This is a genomic window from Sphingopyxis sp. (assembly GCF_036675685.1).
In the GTDB taxonomy this organism is placed as follows: Bacteria; Pseudomonadota; Alphaproteobacteria; order Sphingomonadales; family Sphingomonadaceae; genus Sphingopyxis.
In genome coordinates this window covers 36875-60370 of record NZ_JAKFEM010000028.1, presented here as the reverse complement: position 1 = coordinate 60370, position 23496 = coordinate 36875, and the positions used below count along the sequence as shown (strand labels likewise).

The window sequence follows — 23496 nt, the reverse complement described above, 5'->3', positions numbered from 1 at the left end:
TCTCAGATGGAATTGGAGAGGAGTTTCTGCCGCTGCGGCGAAGTGCCGTTGCGGTTCGCCGCGACAAGATCGCTGCGGCGGACGACCGACAGGGCCTTGGCGGCCTTGGTCACATGCTTTTCGATCGCGCTCGTCGAGATATTGTAGCGGCTCGCGAGGGTCTTGAGGCTCGACCCCTCGACGCGAATCGCGACGAGGATCTCCTGGGTGCGCTCGGGCAGTTGGTTGAGCGTGTCCTCGACCGCGCGGACTTCATCCTTCGCCAGGAGAATGCGCAGCGGCGACATATCGTCGACGGGATGGTCGGGTTCGTCGAGCTGGCAGTGGCAGTCGCTGCGGCGCGTCGTCCGGCGGCGATGGCGATCGATGAGGGCGGCCTGCGCGGCCTGGAAGAGATAGCATTTGGGATGCGCGACCGCGGCGGCGTCGGCGCGGCGGATGATGCTGAGCAGGACATCCTGTAGGACGTCGTCGAGGTCGGAAGCGGGGACGCGCCGGCGGAGATATTTTTTGAGCAGGGGGAGATGCGGCAGGAAGGCTTCTACGCGGTCGGGGCGATGGTCGGTGGCCGTTGGTGGTGCGGCGGTCTTGACCGGGGGCCTTTCCGCGGGCGGGGCGATGAAATCCAATGCGTGCCAGGCATCGTCTGCCGCGACGTTTTCATTCTCGTAATCTGCCCCATAGGCGCTGAATGTCATCGTGCGTCCCCTTATGGCGACATTTTATGACATGAGAGCCGGGGTGAATTCATCACCGACTTTGCCGGAAAATCGTCAAATCTTGGGATGTATAAACCACAAATACGTGATTTAGACGATCAAATGATCTAACTCCTGCATGAACGGCGCAGGTTCGGTCGAATCATATGTCTCGGATTCGCCTTGAATTTGCAACAATGGCGGCTGGGGCGCGAAACTTCCTCGCAGTTTTGCTCTTTACGCGATGGGGTATTCGGTTCGCGCCGCGTCAAAGCCAAGGGGCCTCCCGCGTCGAGGAGGCAGGAGGAGTGGTCGCATGGCGAGAACCTGGCTCATATTGTCGGCGCTGGTCGCCGGGCTGGCGCTGGGTGTGGGGTGGACGCGGCTTGGGCTCGGCGGGCTTGGCGACGCCATGGCCGTAGCCGACAGCGTTGGCGGGATCTGGCTCGACGGACTCAGGATGACGATCGTTCCGCTTGTCGTGTCGCTCCTTATCACCGGGATCGCGAAGACGGTCGACAGTGCGCGCGGCGACCGCGTGGCGATGCGTTCGGTCATCATATTTATCGCCCTCCTGTGGATATCTACAGCGATAGCTGCCGTGCTCATCCCCGCGCTGCTCGGCGCGTTTCCGATGCCCGCCGAGGCGGCCCGGTCGCTCGCAGCGAGCCTGTCGACCTCGGCCCCGGTTGACGCACCGACCGTGGGGATCGCGGCCTTCCTGCGCTCGATCGTTCCCACCAACCCGGTCGCGGCGGCGGCGAACGATGCGCTGCTTCCGCTCATTCTCTTCACCGCGATTTTCGCGATCGCGCTCGCCCGCTTGCCGGCGGCCCAACGCGAGCCGGTCACCGCCTTCTTCGATACGATCGCGAGCGCGGTGCTGGTCATCGTCGGCTGGGTGCTTGCGCTCGCGCCCATCGGCGTCCTCGCGCTGGCCTTCGGCGTCGGTGCGCGCGCTGGCACTTCGGCGATCGGCGCACTGGCCCATTATGTGGTGATCGTGTCGAGCGCCGGTCTCGCCGCCTGGGCGCTTGCCTATCCGGTGGCGGTCTTCGGCGGGCGCGTTCGTCTTCTCGCCTTCGCGAAGGCGGTCGCGCCCGCACAGGCGGTGGCGCTCAGCACCCAGTCGTCGCTCGCCTCGCTGCCGCCGATGCTGAAAGCGTCGGCCGAACTCGGGGTCGAGCGGTCGGTCGCACGCGTCTCGCTGCCGGTCGCCGTCGCGATCTTCCGGGTGACGAGTCCGGCTATGAACCTCGCAGTTGCCATCTATGTCGCACATTGGCTCGGCATTTCGCTCGCGCCATCGGCGATCGCAGCGGGCGCGGCCGTCGCGGCGATCACGACGATCGGTTCGGTTAGTCTGCCCGGGCAGGTCAGCTTCCTGACCTCCATCGCGCCGATCTGCGTCGCGATGGGCATCCCGATCGAGCCGCTCGCGCTGCTCATCGCGGTCGAGATGATCCCCGACCTCGTGCGGACAGTCGGTAATGTGACGATGGATGTCGCCGCGACGACGGCGATCGCCCGCATGGGGCCGGCCCGGGAGGCCGGCGAGTTTGCAGCAGGCGAGGGGGAGGTCGCCCCGCGGCCCGCTTTTGCGACGGGTGCCGCCGGTGTCCCGGATTTAGAAGGAGAAAAGCCATGACGCGCGTTTCGCTCGACGATGCCGATGTCCGGATACTGGGGATACTCCAGGAGGATGCGACACTGTCAATCGCAGCGGTCGCCGCGAAGGCGAACATGTCGCAGAATGCCTGCTGGCGGCGGATCAAGCGGCTCGAGGAAAGCGGGGTGATCGCACGGCGCGTCACGATCCTCGACGCGAGCGCGCTTGGCCTCGATCTCACCGTCTTCGTGAGCCTGCGTGCCTCCGAGCATAGCGAAGCATGGCTCGACACGCTGAATTCGGCGATCCGCGACATTCCCGAGGTCGTCGAATTCTACCGCATGACCGGCGACGTCGACTATCTTCTCAAGCTGCGCGTCGAGAATATGGCCGCTTATGATGCGGTCTACCGGCGCATCATCCGCTCGATCCGGCTTACCGACGTGAGCTCGGCCTTTTCCATGGAAGAAATCAAGTTCACCACCGCGCTGCCGCTCACCGCGCGCCCGTCCTGATCCTGCAAGACGGGCGCGGCGCGGGCCGTTAGCGCATGTAGCGCTTGCCGAGCTCGGTGGCGCGCGAAGTCATCGGTTGTTCCTTGCCGGCGATGAAGATCGCGGTTGGCTGGGTCAGCGGCTCGAGCGGATCGCCGTCCCAGATCACGATGTCGGCCGCCTTGCCTGCAGCGATCGAGCCCATCTGGTCGGCGACGCCGAAGATGCGCGCGGGCGCGAGCGTGAGAGCTTCGATGCCGGCGGCGTAAGGCAGGCCGCGCGACACCGCGAGGCCGGCATTGTATCGCATCTCGCGGACGCGATGACCGGCGTCGTTGCCGCCGATCGCGATCTCGACGCCCGCAGCCTTCAGGATCGAGGCATTTTGCAGCGAGGCCCCGAGCATGTCGAAGTTCGACGGGATGTTCGATGTCGGGTTGATGAGAACGGGAACCCTTGCCGCGGCAATCTCGTCTGCCACGCGCCAGGCTTCCTCGGCGCCGCTCAAGATGATCTTGAGCCTGTAGTCGCGCGCGAGTTTCAGCACCTGCTGGATATCAGCGGCGCGGTGGACGACGACGATCAGCGGCATCGTGCCGGCGAGCACGGGCTTCAGCGCCGCGATATCGGCCTGCGAGAGCTCGAATGGATATTCGTCGCGCGGCGCCTGGCGCGCGAGGTCGAAGATCTGGCGAAGCTGCACGAATTCGGCGGCGCGCGAGCCCCCGACGCGCGCGGCGCCATCCTCGCCGAGTTCGAGCATCATGCCCACGCCCGGCCGGTGCAGGATATTGGCGCCTTCGCCGAGCGAGATCAGCGCCGCCTTGCCCGCGAAGGGCAGCTCGCGTTCCTTCTCGCTGTCGTCATAGTCGGGCATCACGACGGCGTGGGTGACGCCGCCGAGCCGCGCGATCGGGATCAGCGTCGAGGCGGGATTGAGTCCATATTGGACGTCGAACGAGGCGCTGATCCCCGAATTATGCGTCTTGTTGTCGACCGAGCCGTCGACCGAGCTCACCTCGAGAAGCCCAAGCGCGGTGTTGACCGCAATGAGCCCCGGGGTGACCATGGCGCCGCGTGCGTCGATGGTGCGCATGCCCGTGGGCACTGCGACCCCGGAGCCTGCCGCGGCAATGCGCCCGTCGCGGACGATGACCGTGCCATTCTCGACTTCGCCCACCGGACCGGGGGTTACGATATGGGCGTTGGTGATGGCGAAGGTCTGCGCTGCGGCCGTGGGGGCGGCCGCAGCGAGGGCCAGGGCGAGAGCCGCGAAAACTGGGAGCCGTCGTTGCATCTCATTCCTCCCCGACCGGTTGGCCGATTTCAAAATCGCTTCTGTATCGCGTCGCCGGATCGCTCGTGTCGAGGATCAGCGCGCCGTCGATGAAAACCTTCTCGGCGATCGCATAGACGCTGAACGGATTCTTGCTCCACAAGACCACGTCGGCCATCTTGCCCGGTTCGAGCGAACCGGTGCGGTCGGCTACCCCCATCATCTTCGCGGGGTTCAGGGTGATCCATTTAATCGCCTCCTCCTGCGGGATGTCGATCCCGGCGCGGCGCCCCGCCGCAAGGGCGACCGCGCTTTCGACGTTGAGGCGCTGGACCAGCCTTTGCTCGTCCGAATGGATCGCGACGCACACGCCGGCCTTCGTCAGGATGGCGGCATTTTCCTCGATCGCATCATAGGCTTCCATCTTGAAGCCCCAGCGCGTCGCCCATGTCGCGACGCAGACATCCTCTTTGGCGAGAAGATCGGCGATCTTATAGGCCTCGACGGCGTGGTGAAAGGCGCGCGTCTTGTACCCGAACTCGTGGCCGACATCGAGCATCACCGCCATTTCGTCGGCGCGGTAGCAATGATTCTGAACTAGGATGTCGCCTTTGAGAACACCCGCCAGCGTTTCGAGCCCGAGGTCGCGTTTGGGCGCTTCGCCAGCTTCGCCGCGCGCACGCTTTTTTTCATAAGCATCGACCTTGCGGCCATATTCGGCGGCGTCGATCCACGCGCGGCGGAAACCCGCGACCTCGCCCATGCGCGTGGCGGGAGCACGACCGCGGCTGCCGTAGCGGCCTTTCGGATTCTCGCCGCACGCCATCTTGAGTGTGTAGGGCGCGCCGGGAAATTTCATCTGCTGGACGGTGACCGCGGGCACATTCTTCACGCTGACGCCGCGACCGCCGAAGAGATTGGCTGAACCGGGGAGGATGAGGAGACTTGTGACGCCGCCGGCGCGCGCCTTCGTGAACACCGGGTCCTGCGGCCAGATCGAATGCTCGGCCCAGACATGCGCGGTATAAGGATCGATATTCTCGTTGCCATCGGCGTGGCCCTGGACGCCGGGGGCCGCGAAGACCCCGAGATGTGAATGGGCGTCGATGATGCCGGGCGTGACCCATTTGCCACGCCCATCGATGACGCGTGCGCCCGCGGGGACGGCGATGTCGGCGCCGACCGCGACGATCTTGCCCGCTGCCATCAGCACCGTGCCATTATCGATCCGCGTCCCGGTGCCGGTGAGGATCGACGCGCCGACGATCGCGGTGTCGGCGGAAGGGCGCGGCGCATAGGTGCTCGCGAAGGGCTCGGGCACGGCGGCTGCCGGGGCGGCGGGGGGCGGCGGCGCGTCGGCCGGCCGGGCGCTCGATGCGGCTGCCGAACAGCCGGCGAGCAGGGCAAGGCCCGTGCCGAGAAGGAGGGCCCGCGCAAGGCGGTGCCCACGCGGTGAAGGGTTATTGTCCGAGGGCAGATATGTCACGCCTGGGTCACCTTGTCCGGAAAGCAGGGAAGGACGGTAATCGGCCGCCCCGCGCGGGGCGGGGCGGCCGATAGGGGATGCGTCAGAAATTCTTCTTCACGCTCGCATACCAGTAGCGCGGGTTCGGCGAATAGAGCGAGCCCATATAGCCAAAGGCGCTCGAATCGAGCGGCGGCTGGGCATTGGTGATGTTGCGAACGCCGACGCGTAGCTGCGTCCCGTCGGTGAAGCCGCCCTTGAGGTCATACTGCAAATAGAGGCTTCCGGTCGTATAGGCCTTGAGCAGAAGATTCTCGCCGTTCACCGAAATATCATTGTCGAGAACGCTTCCTGTGTAGCTCACGAAGCCGCCGGCGGTGAACTGGCCGACTTTCCAGGTCAGCGAAGACGAGGCGCGCCATTTGGGCAGGCCATCCTGGCGAACGAGGTTGCCGCCCTCGGGAATGATCGTGTCGATGTTGATCAGACCGGCGGCCCGCGCATCGAGCAGCGTCTGGATATCCGGCGAGGCATCGCGCGAATATTTGAGCAGATAGGCCGCGTTCGCGCTGAAATCGAAGGTGCCGATCCCGGTGTCGCGCAGCGACAGGTTGAACCCGAAGTCGATGCCGCGCACCGTCTGCGGCTCGAGATTGCGATAGATGTCGTCGACATATTGAACCTGTCCGACGGGCGCGATGCCCGTACCGGCAAACAGCGCGATGTCGTCGGCGGTCGGCGCAGCGCGCACGACATTGGGATCGGTCGAACCCTGCAGGCGCTGGAGATAGTCGTTGATCAGCGCGTTGCCCTCGCCATAGACGCCGACGATGCCCTTCTGCTTCACCTGCCAATAGTCGATGGTGAAGGTGGTGCGGACCTGCCCGGTGTTGAAGATCGGTGGCTGGAGCACGGTGCCGACGGTCCAGGTCGACGAACTTTCGGGCTTGAGATCTGGATTGCCCGCACGGCGGCCGGTGGTCACGAAGCTCTGCGCGCAATTGCCGAAGGTGGCGATGCGGCCGGCGCGCAGGTCCGCCTCGCAGCGGATATAGTCGGTGCGGCTGTTGCCGCGGGTCACGACCGTCGCATTGGTCTGCTCGAGATTGGGGGCGCGGAAGCCCTGCGCCCAAGATCCGCGGACGCGCCAGCCTTCGAACAGGTCCCAGGCTGCCGCGATCTTCGGCTTGGCGATGCTGCCGAAGTCGGAATAATGTTCGTAGCGGCCCGCGAACTGCAGTTCGAGGCTGCGCACCAGCGGAATGTTCATTTCGGGGGCGATGAGCGGCACCGCGAGTTCGGCATAGGCGGCGAAGACGGTGCGCGAGCCCTTGGTGTCGGGGGTCGGGCTGACGCCGAACAGGTCGCTGTCCTGCACGACACCGGTGACTGTATCGGTCCATTTGATCGTGCCGTCGACGCGCTCGTCGCGGTCGTCGAGCTGCGAATCGCGCCGCACTTCGCCGCCGATCGCCATCCCGACATTGCCCGCGGGCAGCGCGAAGAGGTCGGCTTTCGACGCCTTGAAGTCCCACATCGCGAGTGTCGCCTTGCCGCGGCGCGTGCTCTTGATGCGGATCGCGTCGAGCGCGGCCTGGTTGCTCGGGCTCGTGTCGATGCCGGTCGGATCGACGGGATTGCCGCCATTGAAGGGGTTATAGGCGTCGGGGGTCGAGAGCGCGAGATTCTGCTGGAGCAAAGTCGCGCTGATCCCGTCCTGCACGTCGCGCACCGTCGCTTCCGAATAGACGCCCGCAGTCTCCCAGTTGAAGCCCAGCGCTTCGCCGCGCAGGCCAAGCACCGCGCGGAACTGGCGGTTGGTGACGTCGACCACAGTCGGCCCCATGTCGGTGAAGCGGTAGTTGGTCATCGTCACCGGCAGGCCCGCGGCGGGGGCATCGATGCCCGCGAGGCGGTTCGGATTGACCGCGCCATTGGCAAAAGTGACCGGGCCGAAGGGGTTCCAATAGTTGGACGCCGGGATCGACATCCGGATCGACCCGATAGTGAAGACGCTATCCTGGACGCTGCGCGTCTTGCCTTGATAGAAACCTGCCTCGCCGAACACGGTCACCGTGTCGCTGAGGTCGTAATGACCCGCCGCGAACAGATTGATGCGGTTGAGCCGCGGCGAGATCGAGATCGGATAATTGGCCTGCCCGTCCCAGCGCGTGTTGCGGTCTGCGGCAGTCGTCGCGCGGGTGCCGTCGTCGATGCAGATGTCGCCCGCGAGCGTCGCCGAGCAGCCGCCGTTGGCGGTCGGCTGGAGCGAGAAGACCCCGGCATTGGTCGTGACGTTCGTGCCCGCCCGGCGGACGCGCACGCCCGTCGTGAAATCGCCCCACGGCGACAGCGTGCTGCGGTCGTCCAGCGCATTGTTACCGGCGAAGACCGTGCCTGCGAAATCGGGGAAAGCGCGGTGGTCGGCGGTAGCGGTGAAATCCTGATCCTGCGAGGTGAGCGCAGTGCGCCGCGTATAGTTGAACAGGATCGAGATATTGCCGCGATTCTCGCCGAGATCCTTGCCGAGATAGCCCGAGGCGTTGAACTCGCGCAGCCCCGTGCCTTCGCCGCCGCCATATTGGAGCGAGAGGCTGCCGCCGTTGATGTTGTCGCGCAGCACGGTGTTGACGACGCCCGCGACGGCGTCGGTGCCGTAAATCGCCGCCGCGCCATCGCGCAGCACTTCGACGCGCTGGATGCCGTAAACGGGGATCGCGTTGGTGTTGTAGGTAATGACGGGCGCGAGGGATGCGCTCGCCTGGCTGCCGGGATGCTGGACGACGCGGCGGCCGTTGAGGAGGACGAGCGTGTTGCCGACTCCGAGCCCGCGCAAGTCGACCGAACCGATGTCGCCACGGGCGAAGTTGCTGCTCGTCTGGCCGTTGCTGCTGTTGAACGACACGTCGCCCATCTGCGGGATCGAGCGGAAGAGTTCGTCGCCCGAGACCGCTGCGGTCGCCGCGATCTGCTCTTCGCCGACGACGGTGACTGGCAGCGCCTCGGTGATTTTCGAGCCGGCGATGCGGCTCCCGGTGACGACGATGTCGGAGGCGGCCGAGTCCGGCGCCTGCGTTTCTTCGCTGCCGTCGGTGGTATCCTGGGCGAAGGCGGTGCCCGCCATCGCAAGGCACAATGTCGATGATGCCAGGAGCAAGGCCCGGCGGAGCGGCGTGTGAATCGAAAGCATGCAACTGTCCCCTTATTGTCGACCCGAAGTCGTCCTCCATGCAGGCGGATGGATCGTTAAGCGCCCATCTCATCCTGCGTTGACGCAACTCCGGTCGAACTCCCCACCGATTTGTGGCAGAAAGTTTCAACCGGTTGCTTTGGACGGCAATTTTCTTCGCGGAGAGCTCTTAGCAGCCGAAGCAAGATTGTCTATTGTTTTAATCGACAATCTCAATGACGGCATCGACCTCGACCGCGAAGTTGAACGGCAGGCGATAAACGCCGATCGCCGAGCGTGCATGTTTGCCCGCCTCGCCGAACACATCGACGATCAGGTCCGAGCAGCCGTTCATAACGGTTGGTATGTCGTAGAACTCGGAGCCGGCCTGGACATAGCCGCCGAGCCTCAGCACGCGCGCGACGCGATCGAGGTCGCCGCCTGCCGCCGCCTTGAACTGGGCGATGAGGTTGATCGCGCAGAGCCGCGCAGCGATGATGCCGTCTGCAAGGCTGCAGTCGTCGCCGACCGTGCCCTTGATCCCGCCATTGGCGTGGGTCGACAGCTGGCCCGAGATCTGCACGATATTTCCCGAGCGGGTCGATGAGACATAGTTGGCGACGGGCGGGCAGACGTCGGGCAGCTCGATGCCGAGGCCGGAAAGGCGGGATTCGATCTTGGACATGATTACTCCTTGGTAACGAGAGAGGGGTGTTGTTCGGCGGGGGCCGGGTCACCGGCAGCGGCTTCGCGCGCCATGCGCCGGCCTTCCCAGCGGTCGATGACCGCGGCGGCGACCGAATTGCCGACGACGTTGGTCGCCGAGCGGCCCATGTCGAGCAGATGGTCGACCGCGAGGATCAGGAGCAGCCCAGCCTCGGGCAGCTTGAAATAGGCGAGTGTCGCCGAGATTACGACGAGCGAGGCACGCGGGACACCGGCCATGCCCTTCGACGTCACCATGAGCAGAAGCAGCATCGTGATCTGCTGGCCGATGGTCATGTCGATGCCATAGGCCTGCGCGATGAAGAGCACCGCGAAGGTGCAATACATCATCGACCCGTCGAGGTTGAAGCTGTAGCCGAGCGGCAGCACGAAGGAGACGATGCGGCGGTTGACCCCCTGCTTCTCGAGCACTTCCATCGTCTTCGGATAGGCGGCCTCGGAGCTCGCGGTCGAAAAGGCGAGGAGGACGGGAGTGCGAATGCCGCGGAAGAGGCTTAGCGCGCGCGGTCCGATGATCGCGAGCGCAGCGAGGAAAAGCACGAGCCAGAGGACGCCGAGCGACAGGTAAAAGCCGCTGACGAAACCGGCATAGGTGACGAGTACGCCGGGACCCTGTGTTGCGACGGTCGAGGCGAGCGCGGCGAAGATCGCGACTGGCGCGGTCTTCATCACGAAGCCCGTCACCTTGAGCATGATCGCGGCGACCTGCTCGACGAGCGCGAGCACCGCGGGCGCCCTGTCGTCGATCGCCGCCACCGCCGAGCCGACGAGCACCGAGAAGACGACGATCTGCAGGATCTCATTCTCGGCCATCGCCTGGACGATCGACTGTGGAATGAGGTGGGTGACAAACTGCTTGAGCGAGAAATCGCCCGTCGCGACGACCCCCGCCGCATCGCCTGTCGGCAGCGCGAGCGCGAGGCTCGAGCCTGGCTGGAGCAGGTGAACCATGACGAGCCCGATCGAGAGAGAGACGATCGAGGCGCCGATAAACCAGCCCATCGTCTTCGCGCCGACCCGGCCGATCGCGGCGGCGTCCTCCATATGCGCGATCCCCGCGACGAGCGTCGCGAAGACGAGCGGCGCGATGATCATCTTGATCAGGCGCAGGAAGAGGTCGGTGAGGATCGAAAGATTTTCGGCGATTTCGGCCGCGCGCGCGCCCGGGTAATGCGAATTGACAAACCAGCCCGCTGCGATCCCGGCGATCATGGCAAAGATGAGGATGAAGGCGAAAACTCTGTTCATGTCTGTCCGTTCCGGCTTCGCCCCGGCGGGGGCGTACAGGAAGCAGAGACGCAGGCGCGGCGAGGTTCCGCAGCGGCAATCCGGTCGACAAGCGCTTTTTGTTGCGACATGGCGGGCGCGGACCGAACGACATGGTGGGGATATGCGCTGCCGCTGCGTCAATGCAGTGCAGGGGACATCCAGACAATCGAGGAGACGCGCGTGGCCAGTTTTCGGAAGATGCTTGTAGCGGGAACGGCGATCGCCGCCGGTCTTGGCTGGGCGGGCCAGTCGGTGCTCGCCGAACCGGGCGGCGGCCTCGTCGCGATCACTGGCGCAACGATTTTCGATGCTACCGGCAAGGATCCTTATCGCGGCACCGTCGTCCTGCGCGATGGGCGGATTGAAGCCGTTGGCTCCGACGTCAAGGTTCCGAGGGGCGCAAAGGTCGTGCGCGCCGATGGCAAGGCGTTGCTGCCGGGCTTCATCGATGTGCATACCCATTGGGGTCCCGCTGGCTCGCCCGGCACGCTGCCGCAGATCGCCAACGCCTATCTCGCGAGCGGCGTGACGACGGTGAATGATTTCCACCAGCAGCCCGAAGCCTTTGCTCCGCGCCGCGCCTGGCTTGCCGACATTTATGCGCCGCACGTCAATTTCGTCGCGCGCATGAGCACGCCGGGCGGGCACGGCGCCGACTGGGGCGACACCAACACCACCAAATGGGTCGCAACCGCCGAGAGCGCGCGCCGCGAGGTGCAGGCGCTGCAGCCCTACCGTCCCGACTATATCAAGGCGTTCGCCGACGGCTGGCGCTACGGTCAGCTACCTGAGGAAACCTCGATGAATGTCGAGACGCTCGCCGCGCTCGCCGACGAGGCGCACAAACATGGCCAGCGCGTCCTCACCCACACAGTGACCGTCGAGCGCGGCAAGCTCGCGGCCGTCGCCGGCATCGACGTGATCGCGCACAGCATCCAGGACGGGGTGCTCGACGCCGACGCGATCGCCCAGATCAAGAAGGCAGGCACCTTCTATGCCCCTACGCTTGCCATCTATCAGCTCAAGCCCGACGAAATGGGTCCCGGACGCAAGGACGATGCCGCGACGCGGCTGCGCATCCGCAAATACGGCTATGCCGAGGAGAATGTCCGCAATCTCCACGCCGCAGGTGTCACGATCGCGGTCGGGACCGACGCCGGCATCGGCGGCGCAAAGCACGGCATCTCGACGCTCCAAGAAATGGAGCTTCTCGTTGCGGCCGGACTGACGCCGAAGGCCGCGCTGCTCGCGGGCACGTCGAACAGCGCGCTCGCACTTGGAATCGCAGGTGACCGCGGCACGATCGAGAAGGGCAAGCGCGCCGATCTCGTCCTGATCGACGGCAAACCCTGGGAAACCATCGGCGACGTCGAGAAGGTCGACCGCGTCTATGTCGACGGCAAGCTCGTCCATGGCGGCGGCGTCACGCTGCCCGCGGGCAACCTTGCCACCACGCTGCCTGCAGTGCCCGCCGCGGCTCTGATCGACGATTTCGAGCGCGCTGATGGGCGCAGCTCACTCGACACGCTCCGCCTCACCGACATGGATGGCGGCGTCGAGCGCTCGTCGGTGGTCTCCAACCGCGTCACCCATGCGGGCGGCGACGGCTCGGCGCTTGCCTTCGCAGTACAGATGTCGCTCAAGGACAAGCCCGAGGGCGGCGTTCTCGTGCCCTTGAGCCGCGGTTCGGTGCGTCCGGTCGATGCGCGCAAGTTTGCAGGCGTCCGGCTCGAAATGCGCGGCGCCGGCCGCTATCTCGTCGTCGTCAACACGCTCGCCGGCGAGTTCACTGCCCCCATTGAGGCGAAGGAAGGCTGGTCCGACCTGCGCGTGCCGTTCAGCGCGCTCGTCGCGACCAAGCCCGGCCGCGGCGACGCGCCATCCTGGCGCGGCGACGATCTCGTACAGGTCGGGGTCGTCGTTCAGCGCGATGCCGGAGCGAGCGCTTGGGGCGAAATCGACAATCTCGGCTTCTACTGACGCGGCGCTCGCGACGGGCCTCCTGCGCGGGGTGTGTGCCTGAAGGGCGCGTGCCACGGTGAAACCGCCATGTGATATCGTTGCGCATGCGCGCGCGGCCCCGCGGGACCATGGCAAAGAAATAGCATAAACTCAAAATGCCTGGTGGGGTGATCCCGACGGGCTGCGTCTTAACCAACGAGGGGGCTCCTTCCGGTCGAAATAAGGGCCCGTTCTCAATTCAAAGGAGCCGCCGCCTGCCATGAAAGCGAAACTGTCCCTCCAGCCGTCTCTGGCGAGGACCTCTCTCGGGGTCACGGTCGCAGCGGCTCTTCTTTCCCTTTCTGCCGCCTCCGCCGCGCAGGCGCCCGCCGGCGAGCCCGTCCCCAAGCTCAACGACCGCCGCCCGTTCCTCGGGCCCGATGCCCGGACGAGCGAAGATCCCGTCCGCATCCCCATGAAGCCCGTGGCCGAGACCGGCCCCGAGCTCGTCATTCGCGGCGGGCGGCTGTTCGATGCGGTAAGTGGCGGCGTGCGCCCTGCGACGGTCGTAATCCAGGGCAATCGCATCAAGGCCGTGCTCCCGCCCGATGCGACGGGCTGGGGAGCGGACGCGAAGATCATTGATGCCGCGGGCAAGACCGTGATGCCGGGGCTCATCGACATGCACACCCATGTCACCTATCCCGACCGCGCCTCGCCGTTCGACGAGCAGGGCAGCGAAGGGGCAGGGACGCTGCGCGGGCAGCGTAATCTCCGGTATTTCCTCGAATCCGGCTTCACTTCGGTGCGCGACCTCAATGGGGTCAGCAACGCGCCGTTCCTGCTCAGCCAGTGGAGCGCGGCCGACATGATCCCGGCGCCGCGTGTGTTCGCGGCGGGTTGGATCATCACGGGGACAGGAGGCCACGCGACCGAGCGGCCCGTGATCCCCAGCCATGGCCCCGATTATGCGAAGGAGGTCGATGGTCCCGACGCCTGGCGCGGCATGGTGCGCAAGGCATTCAAGGAAGGCGCGAGCGTCATCAAGATCGCGAGCCATTTTGCACCCGACGAGGTGCGCGCTGGAATCGAGGAAGCGCATCTGCTCGGGCTCAAGGTCACCTGCGACTGCGAGACCATCTACACCGAGATGGCGGTCGACGCGGGCATCGACATGATCGAGCATCCGCTGCCGCGCTCGGACGCCGCGATCGCCAAGATGGCGAAGAAGAAGATCGCCGCGGTGCCGACCTTGCAGGTGTACCAAAATCTGCTCGACCGCGCCGGCGGCTTCTATGGTTCGACTTCGCGCCGCTTCACCATGACCAGCCAGGGCAATTTCGACGAGTTCAAGAAGATGAAGGCCGCGGGCATCATCATGGGCGTCGGCACCGACACGATCGGCGATGCGAGCCTGATGGTTCCGAACAGCTATATCGCCGAACTCAAATGGTTCGTGCGCGGTGGCTATTCGGTGACCGACGCCCTGAAGGCGGGAACGATCGTTAACGCCCGCCTCCTCGACATGGGCGACGAGCTCGGCAGCATCGAACCCGGCAAGCTTGCAGACATCATTATCGTGGGCGGACGTCCCGACGAGAATCTCGACGATCTCGCGACGGTTGAGCAGGTCATCAAGAATGGACAGTGGCTGATCCGGGACGGCGTGCTCGTTGTCCCGCGCCATGTCTCGACCCCGCTGGTCAAGCCCTCGCCCCCGGCGGAGGTGAAGTGATACGCCGCTTCTCCCTTCCGGCAGTCTGGCGGAGGCGCGCGCGAAGGATGCTTCCGAGGCTCACGCTGGCCGGTTCGAACTGGCGCTTTACGAGACCGCGCGCGTCTTTCTGCTTCGACTGAAAGCCCCCGATCAGGCCACCGCGCTTGATCGCTGGCCGCCGACAATCAACCAAGAGGGTCCCGACTTATGAAACGACTGGCCGCCGCCGCCGCCTTCGCGTGGCTGACGACGACGAGCGCCGCGATCGCGGGCCCCGTCCCGACGCCGAAGGAGGTGCTCGGACACGACATGGGCGAAGACCGCTATGTCGCGAGCTATAGCGAGACAGCGACCTACTGGAAGCGGCTCGCCGAGGTCAGCGATCGGATCAAGCTCGTCGATATCGGCCCGACCGTTGAAAAGCGGCGCCAGCTCATGGCTATCGTTTCCTCGCCCGAAACTCTCGCAATGCTCGATAAGTATAAGGATATCTCGGAGCGGCTTGGTCGCGCCGAGGGGCTGACCGACGAACAGGCGCGCACGCTCTCCGCCGAGGGCAAGGCCGTGATCTGGGTCGATGGCGGTATCCACGCGAGCGAGACGCTCACCCATTCGGCGATCATCCAGCAGGTCTACGACCTTGTGAACAGCGACGACGCCGAGGCGAAGCGCATCCGAGACAATGTCATCATGCTCTTCGTCGCGAACAATCCCGACGGGCAGGAGCTCGTTGCCAACTGGTATATGCGGATCAAGGATCCGGCCAAGCGCGAGGCGGGCTTCGAAAGCCTGCCCAAACTTTATCACCCTTATGTCGGCCACGATAACAACCGTGACTTCTACATGGCCGAGATGCCCGAGACGCAGAATATCACGCGCGTCCTCTTTCGCGACTGGCGCCCGCAGGTCGTGCTCAACCAGCACCAGACTGGCCCCGCCGGCACCGTCGTCTTCATTCCGCCGTTCCGTGACCCGTTCAACTTCAACTTCGATCCGCTCGTGATGACGAGCCTCGAAGAGGTCGGGGCGGCGATGCAGTCACGCCTCCTCGCCGAGGGCAAGCGCGGCGGCACCTCGCGCGACGGCGCGCATTACGACACCTGGTACAACGGCAACCTCCGCTCGATCTCCTATTTCCACAATGCAATCGGTATCCTTACCGAGACGATCGGCAAACCGGTGCCGATCGACATCGAACTCGTCCCCGAGCGCCAGCTGCCGGGCAACAATCAGCCGGCGCCGATCGCGCCGCAGAAATGGCATATCGGCCAGTCGCTCGAATACAGCATGACGATCAACCGCGCGGTGCTGAGCTATGCCGCCGCGAACCGCGAAAAGCTGCTCTTCAACATCTATCGCATGGGCGCGAACGCCATCGCGCGCGGCAGCGTGGACAGCTGGACGATGACCCCGACGCGGATCGCCGAAATGCATGCCGCCTCCGCCGCGACCGGCGCCAAGCCCGTCGCGACGCGTACCCGCGGCAGCAGCTCGATTGATCCCCGTTTCTACGACGCGGTGATGAAGAATCCGGCGAACCGCGATGCGCGCGCCTATGTCATCGATCCCGGTCAGCGCGACTATCCCACCGCGATCCGCTTCCTCAACGCGCTGATCAAGCTCGGGGTCGACGTCGATCGCGCGAGCGCGCCGTTCGCCGCCAACGGCAAGTCCTGGCCCGCTGGCACCTATTTCGTGCGCACCGCGCAGGCCTACCGCCCCCATATCCTCGATATGTTCGAGCCGCAGGATTATCCGGAGAATTTCGAATATCCTGGCGGCCCGCCGATCCCGCCCGCCGATGCTACCGGCTATACCCCCGCCTTCCAGATGGGGGTCGGTTTCGAGCGCGTGCTCGATCCGCTCGATGTCCCATCCGAGCGCATTTCGACTCTGCTCTCGGCTAGCCCCGGACGGATCGTCGGCGACGGGAAGGCGGGATATCTCGTCGGACATGGCGCGAACAACAGCTTCATTCTTTCGAACCGCCTGCTGAAGGCCGGGCAGTCCGTCTCCTGGTTGTCGCAGCCGGTGGCCGTTGCAGGCGCCGCGGCCGAACCCGGCGCGCTCTGGGTGCCCGTGAGCCCGGCGGCGACCCGCATCGTCGAGGCGGCAGCGACCGAACTCGGGCTGAATGTCGAACGCGCGGCATCGGCGCCGACTGGCGAGCGCGACGCGATGAAGCGGCCGCGGATCGCGCTCGTCGATCTCTATGGCGGACTGATGCCGACGGGCTGGATGCGCTGGATTTTCGACCAGCATGAATTTCCCTTCACGATCGTGTATCCCAAGCAGCTCGACGCCGGAAAGCTTCGCAAGGATTTCGACGTCGTCATTCTCCCGCACGCGGCCTTCCAGCTTCAGGCCGCGCGCGCGAGCGGCGACGGCATGTTCCGCGGCCGCGGCGACGACAAGCAACCGAAGCCCGAGGAAATTCCCTCGGAATACCGCGCTTGGCTCGGTACGGTGACCCCCGATAAGACGATCCCGGCGCTGAAAACCTTTGTCGAGGATGGCGGCTCGCTGATCGCGATGGGCGGCGCGGCGCAGGCGCTCGCGCAGGCGATGGACCTGCCGGTCGAGGATGCGGTCGCCGAGACGGTCGACGGCAAAACGGCGCGCCCTCCGCGCAGCAAATTCTATGTCCCGGGAGCGCTCGTCGAGGCTTTGGTCGATCGCGCCTCGCCCTTCGCTTACGGCATGCCCGACAAGGTCGATCTCTTCTTCGACGACAGCCCGGTGTGGAAGCTGAAGCCTGGCGCGGCAGGCGTGCAGGTACCCGTGCGCTTCGCGGGCGTGCCGAAACTCAAGAGCGGCTGGGCGCACGGGCTTGACCGCCTCGACGGTGCGGCCGCCATCGTAGAGGTCGATCGCGGCAAGGGCCGGATTGTGCTTATCGGCCCCGAGGTTGCGCTCCGCGCGCAGACGCATGGCGCGTTCAAGTTCCCGTTCAACGCCATCTATCTGGGCGCGAGCCATGGCGCACGTTGAGGCGACAACCGGCGTACGGATGGACGAGGGAGGTGTCTCCGCCGCCCGCGGTCGCGGGCGCTGCGATCCGGCGCGCCCGCATCTCGGGCCGCAAGCGTCATGAGCGATCGGGTTTCAGACCTCGCGCTCGCGGCGGCGCGGGAGCAGATATCGGGCGGGGCGAAGGGCGCCGCCGCGGTGCGCGGCTTCTTCGATCCCGCGACCTCGACCATCTCCTATGTCGTTCACGATCCCGCGACGATGCGCGGCGCAGTGATCGACAGCGTCCTCGACTATGATGCAGCCTCCGGGCGGACCTCGACGGCGTCGGCCGAAGCGATCGTCGCTTATGTGTGCGAGACCGGCATCGCGATCGACTGGCTCCTGGAGACCCATGCGCATGCCGACCATCTCTCGGCGGCGCCTTGGCTCGCGAAGATTCTCGGCGGCACGATCGCGATCGGCGAGCATATCCGCGACGTCCAGACGGTGTTCGGCGATATTTTCAACGCCGGCCCCGAGTTCCGCCGCGACGGGTCGGACTTCGGGAGACTCTGGGCGGACGGCGAGCGCTTTGCGATCGGCCAGCTCCCGGTCACCGTGCTCCACGTCCCGGGGCACACCCCAGCGTGCGTCGCCTATGCGATCGGCGACGTCGTCTTCGTCGGCGACACGATGTTCATGCCCGACTACGGCTCAGCACGCGCCGATTTTCCGGGCGGTGACGCGGCGCAGCTTTTCCGCTCGCTCCGGCGCATCCTCGAACTTCCCGACGAGACGCGACTCTACCTCTGCCATGACTATCTGACCTCCACCCGCACCGAGCATCGCTGGGAAACCAGCGTTGCCGAGCAGCGCAGCGCCAATGTCCATGCGCGCGACGGTATTTCCGAAGCGGACTTCGTCGAGCGGCGTCGCGCGCGCGACGCCAGCTTGTCGATGCCCGCACTGCTGCTGCCCGCGGTACAGGTCAATATGCGCGCCGGGCGTCTGCCGCCCGCCGAGGACAATGGCGTCGCCTATCTCAAGATACCGGTCGATCGGCTGTAAGCGCCGGCGGCCCCCCATGACCCCGGCGAACGGAGAGATTATGACTATCAGGACCCTGAATCCGATGCTTCGTGTGTCGCCGCAGATCGACCCCGCCGATGTCGCCGGGCTCGCCGCGTCGGGCGTCCGCTCGATCGTCTGCAATCGCCCCGACGGCGAGGAAGCGGGCCAGCCGGTGGCCGCCGACATCGCCGCTGCGGCCGAGGCGCATGGTCTTCGCTTCTCGCACATCCCCGTCGTGCCGGGCCGCATGGGCGAGACCGATGCGGCCGCGATGGCGCGCGCGCTCGCCGAGCTTCCGGGGCCGGTGCTCGCCTACTGCCGCTCGGGCGCGCGCTCCGAACAGCTCGCTGACATGGCGGCGGCGCGTGGCGCGGACGGCCAGGTCGCCCGCTACGATGTCGTCGTGATAGGCGGCGGCAGCGCAGGGCTCGCGACGGCCGCGAGCATCCTGCGCCGTCGTCCAGGCGTGTCGCTCGCGATCGTCGAGCCGAGCGAGGAGCATTTTTACCAGCCGGGCTTCACCATGGTCGGCGGCGGCATTTTCGCCGCTGAGGCGACGCGGCGCGGCGAGGCGGGGCTGATCCCCAAGGGCGCCGAATGGATCCGCGATGAAGCGACCGCCTTCGACCCCGTCCTGGATCGGGTCACGCTCGCCGGCGGTCGAGTGATCGGCTACCGTGCGCTCGTCGTCTGCCCAGGCCTCAAGCTCGACTGGGAAGCCATCCCGGGGCTCGCCCAAGCGCTCGGCGCTGACGGCGTGACGTCCAACTATCGTTATGATCTGGCCCCCTACACCGACCGTCTCGTGCGCCGGTTCCGCGGGGGCAGGGCGCTTTTCACCCAACCGCCGATGCCGATCAAATGCGCAGGTGCGCCCCAAAAGGCGATGTATCTCTCGTGTCATCGCTGGGAGCGCGCCGGGTTGCTCGGGCAGGCCGATGTGCAATTCCATACCGCGACGCCGTCGCTGTTCGGCGTGGCCGCCTATGTGCCGGCGCTCAAGGGCTATATTGCGCGCTATGGTATCGACCTGCAGCTCGAATCGCGGCTCGTGGCGATTGATGGCGCAGCGAAGGTAGCGCTGTTCGAACAGCGCCGCGGCGACGCGGTTCGCCGCGTTGAGGAACGCTTCGACATGATCCATGTCGTGCCGCCGCAGGTCGCACCCGAATTCATCGCATCGAGTCCGCTAGCGGGGCCCTCGGGCTTCGTTGCGGTCGATGAGGCAACGCTCCGTCACCCCGTCTTTGCGAACGTCTTCGCGCTTGGCGACGTCGCGGCGACCACCAACGCCAAGACCGCGGCGGCGGCGCGCAAGCAGGCGCCGGTCGCCGCGCTCAACGTGCTCGCGTCGCTCGACGGCGCGGGGCCGGTGGCCGCCTACGACGGCTATGGGAGTTGCCCGCTTACCGTCGAGGCCGGGCGGATCGTGCTTGCCGAATTCGGCTATGGCGGCAAATTGCTCCCGACCTTCCCCAAATGGCTGATTGAGGGGACGCGGCCTTCGCGCCTTTCCTGGCTTCTGAAGGCGAAGATCCTGCCGCCCGTCTACTGGCACGGCATGCTGCGCGGCCGCGAATGGCTCGCGGCGCCGCGGCCGATCGGTTCGGGCGGGTGACGCTCGATACGCTCCAATATTTGCTCGGCGGCCTGTCGGGCGGCATCGTCGGTTTCACGCTCGGCCTCGTCGGCGGCGGCGGCTCGATCCTCGCGGTACCGCTGATGGTCTATCTCGTCGGCGTCGCCAGCCCCCATGTGGCGATCGGAACGAGCGCGCTTGCCGTCGCCGCCAACGCCGCCTCGGGGCTCGCGCAGCACGCGCGCGCCGGCACGGTCAAATGGCGCTGCGGCTTCCTCTATGCGGGGAGCGGCATTGTCGGCGCGGTGGCCGGGTCGACGATCGGCAAGGCGATCGACGGTCAGAAGCTGCTCTTCCTCTTCGCGCTGCTGATGCTCGGCGTCGGCGTGCTGATGCTGCGCAGACGCAATAATCCCGGGGTGGAAGGGGCGGCCTGCAATCGTCACAATGCGCCCAAGGTGCTCGGCTACGGTCTCGGCACAGGGGGATTTTCGGGCTTCTTCGGGATCGGCGGCGGATTTCTGATCGTGCCCGGGCTCATCGCATCGACGCGGATGCCGATCCTCAACGCCGTCGGCACCAGCCTCGTGGCGGTGACCGCCTTCGGTCTCACCACGGCACTCAGCTACGCCGTATCGGGGCTGATCGACTGGACGCTCGCAGGGGTTTTCATCGCCGGCGGGCTCGTCGGAGGCATCGCGGGCGCGCGCGCCGCCCGCACGCTGTCGAGCCGCGGCTCGCTGACCGCGATCTTCGCCGGACTGATCTTCGCGGTCGCGGCCTATATGCTCTTTCGCAGCGCAAGTGCGCTTCTTGCCGGTACGGGCGGTTGATGTCCCACCGGTCCGGCGCCATGCCGCACCTCGCCTTCGCGGTAGAGGCGTGCAGCCCCGACATTCGGACGACGGAGAGGCCTTGTCATGACCGTGCCCCACCCTGACTCTGCCGCGCCCGATTGGGGCAGCGGACGCGACGCACCGCCACGCGGCCTTGCGCGCTGGAAACTCGTCGGACCCGGCATCGTGGTCGCTGCAACAGGTGTGGGAGCGGGCGATCTCGTCGCGACGCTCGTCGCGGGTGCGCGCTTCGGATATGCGCTGCTCTGGGCGGCGGTCATCGGCTGCATCGTCAAGATCGCGCTTGCCGAGGCGACGGGCCGCTATCATCTCGCGACCGGCTCCACGATCCTCGAAGGCTGGCGCTCGCTCGGCCGGTGGACGAGCTGGTATTTCGGCATCTATATCATCCTCTGGGGTTTCGTGTACGGCGGTACCGCGATGAGTGCGACGGCGCTGCCGCTGTCGGCGCTGTTTCCGGGCTTGCTGCCTTTCTGGGTGTGGGGCGGGCTGTCCGGCCTGCTCGGCGCCGCCTTCGTACTGCTCAATCGCTATGCGATTTTCGAAGCGGCGATGAAGCTCTTCATCGGTATCATGTTCGTTGTCGTCGTCGGCCTCGCTATCCTCGTCGTTCCCGATGTCGGCGCGGCAATCGACGGGCTGGTGCCGCGTCTGCCCGACGGATCGGTCATTTATACGCTCGGCCTGATCGGCGGCGTTGGCGGCACGATCACGCTCGCCGCCTATGGCTATTGGGTCAACGCCAAGGGCTGGGATACGCCTGCCTGGATGGGCATGATGCGCTTCGACAACCGCATCGCCTACATCGTCACCGGTATCTTCGTCGTCGCGATGCTTATTGTCGGTGCCGAACTGCTGCACGCGGCGCAGATCAGCCTCGCGAGCGGCGACCGCGGCCTGCTCGATTTCGAGGCAGTGCTCGCCGACCGCTTCGGGCCGCGAGTGGCGACCATCTTCCTCATCGGCTTCGTCGCGACGACCTTTTCTTCGATCCTCGGTGTATGGCAGGGCGTTTCGCTGCTGTTCGCCGATTTCGTGCGCAACTTGCGGGGAACCCATGCGGCGGGGGACCGCACCGACCTTGAGACGAGCCCCGCCTTCCGCTTTTACGTGCTGTGGCTGACGTTCCCGCCGATGATCTTGCTCACGCTCGGCCAGCCGTTCGCGCTCATCATCGCCTATGGCGCCTTCGGCGCCTTCTTCATGCCGTTCCTCGCGCTGACGCTCGTCTGGCTCCTCAATGGCCGCGCGGTGCCGCGTGAGTGGCGGTCGGGCTGGCTCTCGAACCTGCTGCTTGCGCTTGCCTCGATCTTGTTCGTTGTCCTTTGCGTGCATCAGATTTGGTCGATGCTTTAGCCGTCTTCGGATGAGGGAGGGCAATGGACACGGGTAGGAGGCGCAGCGATGCGCCGGCTGGTTTTCTTAGGCCCGGTCAACCCGGCGAGTTCGGAGGGCGTGCTGATCGGCAATTCGTCGCTTCCGACATTCCATCGGAATAGGTGGCGAACGAGCGATGCGGAATGGATTGAAGGCGGCCCGATTTTGGGGCCGAGCCTTCAATCGCTGTGCCCGAAAATGCCTGCCTGGGCCGGCCAAGGCTTACCCCAAACCAGATCCAGCTTATCTTTTTTGTTAATCGAACAAGCGTTAGACCGTCAGAAATGTGGGGGTGAGTGTGGGGACAGGAATTCTTCCTGGAAATAAAAATAATTCAAAATCAATGATTTAATATATGGGTTCGATACAAGCCCTGCCACCATTTCCAAGATCGCGTGTCGAACCAGCTTCTTTTCGCTGGCCCGCATCGACAAGCGATGCAGACGGGTTCGAATCCAGCCCTGTCCACCACCGCCTTCAGGGGCGATAAATACCCCGGAAAAGATCGGTTTCTTCGGCCCGGCCGCGCCTCAGGCCGTCATTTCGAGGCGCCGCATTTCGGTCGGTGCCATGCCAAAGCGGCGCGCAAAGGCCCGGGTGAAACTGGCGTTGCTCAAATAGCCGCAGCGATAGCCGATGGTGGAGATCGGGAGGTCGCTCTGGGCAAGAAGCTGCTTCGCATGTTCCAGCCGGCGCGCGCTGACCGCCTCGGGAACGGTGCACTGGTACAGCTGGCGGAAGCCGTGGGTCAATTTGACCTTGCTCAGGCCGCACCGGCGCGCGACGGTACTGACGGTCAACTTCTCCTGCCAGCGCTCGTTCACCAGTTGATGGGCCGCCGCGACGCGCGCAATATCCTGTTCGCTCAGCGTCGTCGCGCCGCCGACTTCGACCATGCGATCCGCTTCGAGCGCGGCAAAAAGCTGGCACAATAATTCCATGCTGCGCGCGGCGCGGAGCATGGTCGGCGCGGGGCCGTCTCCATCGACGGCGACCACGGCGCGGCCGAGGCCGCGCAGGTCGGCGGGCAGATACCAGCGACCTTCCGCCTTGGGCAGCCTATCGAACAGGCGGCGGCACGCCTCGCGGCTGATCGCGAACACGACCAGATGGTCGATGGCGCCGTCGCCGAGGTCGTCATGGGCGAGCATCATGACCGCCGGCTCGCCGATGTCGCCGAAGCCGAGGAGCACCGCATCCGATGGCAGGCTGGCGAGATCGCAAGGGCCGCGCCCGACGAAACTCGTAAATTCGGGGGATATGACGACGGAGCGTTTGCTGTTCATGGCGTGACTA

Annotated in this window: 16 protein-coding genes; 9 read left to right on the top strand and 7 right to left on the bottom strand. The window is 65.7% G+C overall.

Annotated elements, in window-relative coordinates:
• Positions 1–2 precede the first annotated feature (2 nt).
• Complete coding sequence (locus V6M50_RS12635; protein ID WP_332818922.1) at positions 3–698, bottom strand: RNA polymerase sigma factor; 696 nt, start codon at positions 696–698, stop codon at positions 3–5.
• Between the two features lie 316 nt (positions 699–1014).
• Here V6M50_RS12635 and V6M50_RS12630 point away from each other — a divergent pair, with 316 nt between their 5' ends.
• Both V6M50_RS12630 and V6M50_RS12625 read left to right on the top strand, forming a co-directional pair.
• Positions 1015–2346 (top strand): dicarboxylate/amino acid:cation symporter, encoded by a 1332-nt coding sequence (locus V6M50_RS12630; RefSeq protein ID WP_332818921.1) that lies wholly within the window; start codon positions 1015–1017, stop codon positions 2344–2346.
• Entirely contained in the window at positions 2343–2822 is a 480-nt protein-coding gene (locus V6M50_RS12625; RefSeq protein ID WP_187139518.1) for an Lrp/AsnC family transcriptional regulator, read from the top strand. Before V6M50_RS12630 ends, V6M50_RS12625 begins: the two co-directional genes overlap by 4 nt.
• A gap of 28 nt (positions 2823–2850) precedes the next feature.
• Here V6M50_RS12625 and V6M50_RS12620 read toward each other — a convergent pair whose 3' ends face one another.
• The 5 genes from V6M50_RS12620 to V6M50_RS12600 all read right to left on the bottom strand — a co-directional run bounded on the left by V6M50_RS12620 (position 2851) and on the right by V6M50_RS12600 (position 10685).
• Positions 2851–4098, bottom strand: coding sequence for an amidohydrolase family protein (locus tag V6M50_RS12620; protein WP_332818920.1), 1248 nt, complete (start codon positions 4096–4098; stop codon positions 2851–2853).
• A 1-nt stretch (position 4099) separates the two neighbouring features.
• Positions 4100–5554, bottom strand: a complete 1455-nt coding sequence (locus V6M50_RS12615; RefSeq protein WP_443030512.1) for an amidohydrolase — start codon at positions 5552–5554, stop codon at positions 4100–4102.
• Positions 5555–5645: 91 nt separating this feature from the next.
• Positions 5646–8732: a TonB-dependent receptor domain-containing protein gene (locus V6M50_RS12610; protein ID WP_332818918.1), complete on the bottom strand. Its 3087-nt coding sequence runs from the start codon at positions 8730–8732 to the stop codon at positions 5646–5648.
• A gap of 199 nt (positions 8733–8931) precedes the next feature.
• Entirely contained in the window at positions 8932–9396 is a 465-nt protein-coding gene (locus V6M50_RS12605) for a RidA family protein (RefSeq protein WP_332818917.1), read from the bottom strand.
• Between the two features lie 2 nt (positions 9397–9398).
• Positions 9399–10685: a dicarboxylate/amino acid:cation symporter gene (locus V6M50_RS12600; RefSeq protein WP_332818916.1), complete on the bottom strand. Its 1287-nt coding sequence runs from the start codon at positions 10683–10685 to the stop codon at positions 9399–9401.
• A gap of 201 nt (positions 10686–10886) precedes the next feature.
• Between V6M50_RS12600 and V6M50_RS12595 the strand changes: the two genes are divergently transcribed.
• The 7 genes from V6M50_RS12595 to V6M50_RS12565 all read left to right on the top strand — a co-directional run bounded on the left by V6M50_RS12595 (position 10887) and on the right by V6M50_RS12565 (position 22179).
• Complete coding sequence (locus V6M50_RS12595) at positions 10887–12686, top strand: amidohydrolase family protein (RefSeq protein ID WP_332818915.1); 1800 nt, start codon at positions 10887–10889, stop codon at positions 12684–12686.
• A gap of 241 nt (positions 12687–12927) precedes the next feature.
• Positions 12928–14382, top strand: coding sequence for an amidohydrolase family protein (locus tag V6M50_RS12590; protein WP_332818914.1), 1455 nt, complete (start codon positions 12928–12930; stop codon positions 14380–14382).
• Between the two features lie 189 nt (positions 14383–14571).
• Positions 14572–17355 (top strand): M14 family metallopeptidase, encoded by a 2784-nt coding sequence (locus tag V6M50_RS12585; protein ID WP_332818913.1) that lies wholly within the window; start codon positions 14572–14574, stop codon positions 17353–17355.
• 99 nt (positions 17356–17454) lie between these two features.
• Positions 17455–18384, top strand: a complete 930-nt coding sequence (locus V6M50_RS12580) for an MBL fold metallo-hydrolase (RefSeq protein ID WP_332818912.1) — start codon at positions 17455–17457, stop codon at positions 18382–18384.
• Between the two features lie 40 nt (positions 18385–18424).
• Positions 18425–20005 carry a TIGR01244 family sulfur transferase gene (locus tag V6M50_RS12575; protein ID WP_332818911.1) on the top strand — a complete coding sequence of 527 codons (1581 nt, stop codon included), beginning with the start codon at positions 18425–18427 and terminating at the stop codon, positions 20003–20005.
• Positions 19966–20799 carry a sulfite exporter TauE/SafE family protein gene (locus V6M50_RS12570; protein WP_332818910.1) on the top strand — a complete coding sequence of 278 codons (834 nt, stop codon included), beginning with the start codon at positions 19966–19968 and terminating at the stop codon, positions 20797–20799. The genes V6M50_RS12575 and V6M50_RS12570 overlap by 40 nt, the downstream gene beginning before the upstream one ends.
• A gap of 87 nt (positions 20800–20886) precedes the next feature.
• Complete coding sequence (locus tag V6M50_RS12565) at positions 20887–22179, top strand: Nramp family divalent metal transporter (RefSeq protein WP_332818909.1); 1293 nt, start codon at positions 20887–20889, stop codon at positions 22177–22179.
• Between the two features lie 551 nt (positions 22180–22730).
• Here V6M50_RS12565 and V6M50_RS12560 read toward each other — a convergent pair.
• The gene (locus V6M50_RS12560; protein ID WP_332818908.1) at positions 22731–23486 is read right to left on the bottom strand and encodes a helix-turn-helix transcriptional regulator; all 756 of its coding nucleotides are present in this window, start codon (positions 23484–23486) and stop codon (positions 22731–22733) included.
• Positions 23487–23496 lie beyond the last annotated feature (10 nt).

What these genes read in the sequence shown, in the direction of transcription:
- V6M50_RS12635 (WP_332818922.1), bottom strand. Translation starts at nt 698, where the DNA reads ATGACATTCAGCGCCTATGGGGCAGATTACGAGAATGAAAACGTCGCG.
- V6M50_RS12630 (WP_332818921.1), top strand. Translation starts at nt 1,015, where the DNA reads ATGGCGAGAACCTGGCTCATATTGTCGGCGCTGGTCGCCGGGCTGGCG.
- V6M50_RS12625 (WP_187139518.1), top strand. Translation starts at nt 2,343, where the DNA reads ATGACGCGCGTTTCGCTCGACGATGCCGATGTCCGGATACTGGGGATA.
- V6M50_RS12620 (WP_332818920.1), bottom strand. Translation starts at nt 4,098, where the DNA reads ATGCAACGACGGCTCCCAGTTTTCGCGGCTCTCGCCCTGGCCCTCGCT.
- V6M50_RS12610 (WP_332818918.1), bottom strand. Translation starts at nt 8,732, where the DNA reads ATGCTTTCGATTCACACGCCGCTCCGCCGGGCCTTGCTCCTGGCATCA.
- V6M50_RS12605 (WP_332818917.1), bottom strand. Translation starts at nt 9,396, where the DNA reads ATGTCCAAGATCGAATCCCGCCTTTCCGGCCTCGGCATCGAGCTGCCC.
- V6M50_RS12600 (WP_332818916.1), bottom strand. Translation starts at nt 10,685, where the DNA reads ATGAACAGAGTTTTCGCCTTCATCCTCATCTTTGCCATGATCGCCGGG.
- V6M50_RS12590 (WP_332818914.1), top strand. Translation starts at nt 12,928, where the DNA reads ATGAAAGCGAAACTGTCCCTCCAGCCGTCTCTGGCGAGGACCTCTCTC.
- V6M50_RS12585 (WP_332818913.1), top strand. Translation starts at nt 14,572, where the DNA reads ATGAAACGACTGGCCGCCGCCGCCGCCTTCGCGTGGCTGACGACGACG.
- V6M50_RS12580 (WP_332818912.1), top strand. Translation starts at nt 17,455, where the DNA reads ATGAGCGATCGGGTTTCAGACCTCGCGCTCGCGGCGGCGCGGGAGCAG.
- V6M50_RS12575 (WP_332818911.1), top strand. Translation starts at nt 18,425, where the DNA reads ATGACTATCAGGACCCTGAATCCGATGCTTCGTGTGTCGCCGCAGATC.
- V6M50_RS12570 (WP_332818910.1), top strand. Translation starts at nt 19,966, where the DNA reads ATGGCTCGCGGCGCCGCGGCCGATCGGTTCGGGCGGGTGACGCTCGAT.
- V6M50_RS12565 (WP_332818909.1), top strand. Translation starts at nt 20,887, where the DNA reads ATGACCGTGCCCCACCCTGACTCTGCCGCGCCCGATTGGGGCAGCGGA.
- V6M50_RS12560 (WP_332818908.1), bottom strand. Translation starts at nt 23,486, where the DNA reads ATGAACAGCAAACGCTCCGTCGTCATATCCCCCGAATTTACGAGTTTC.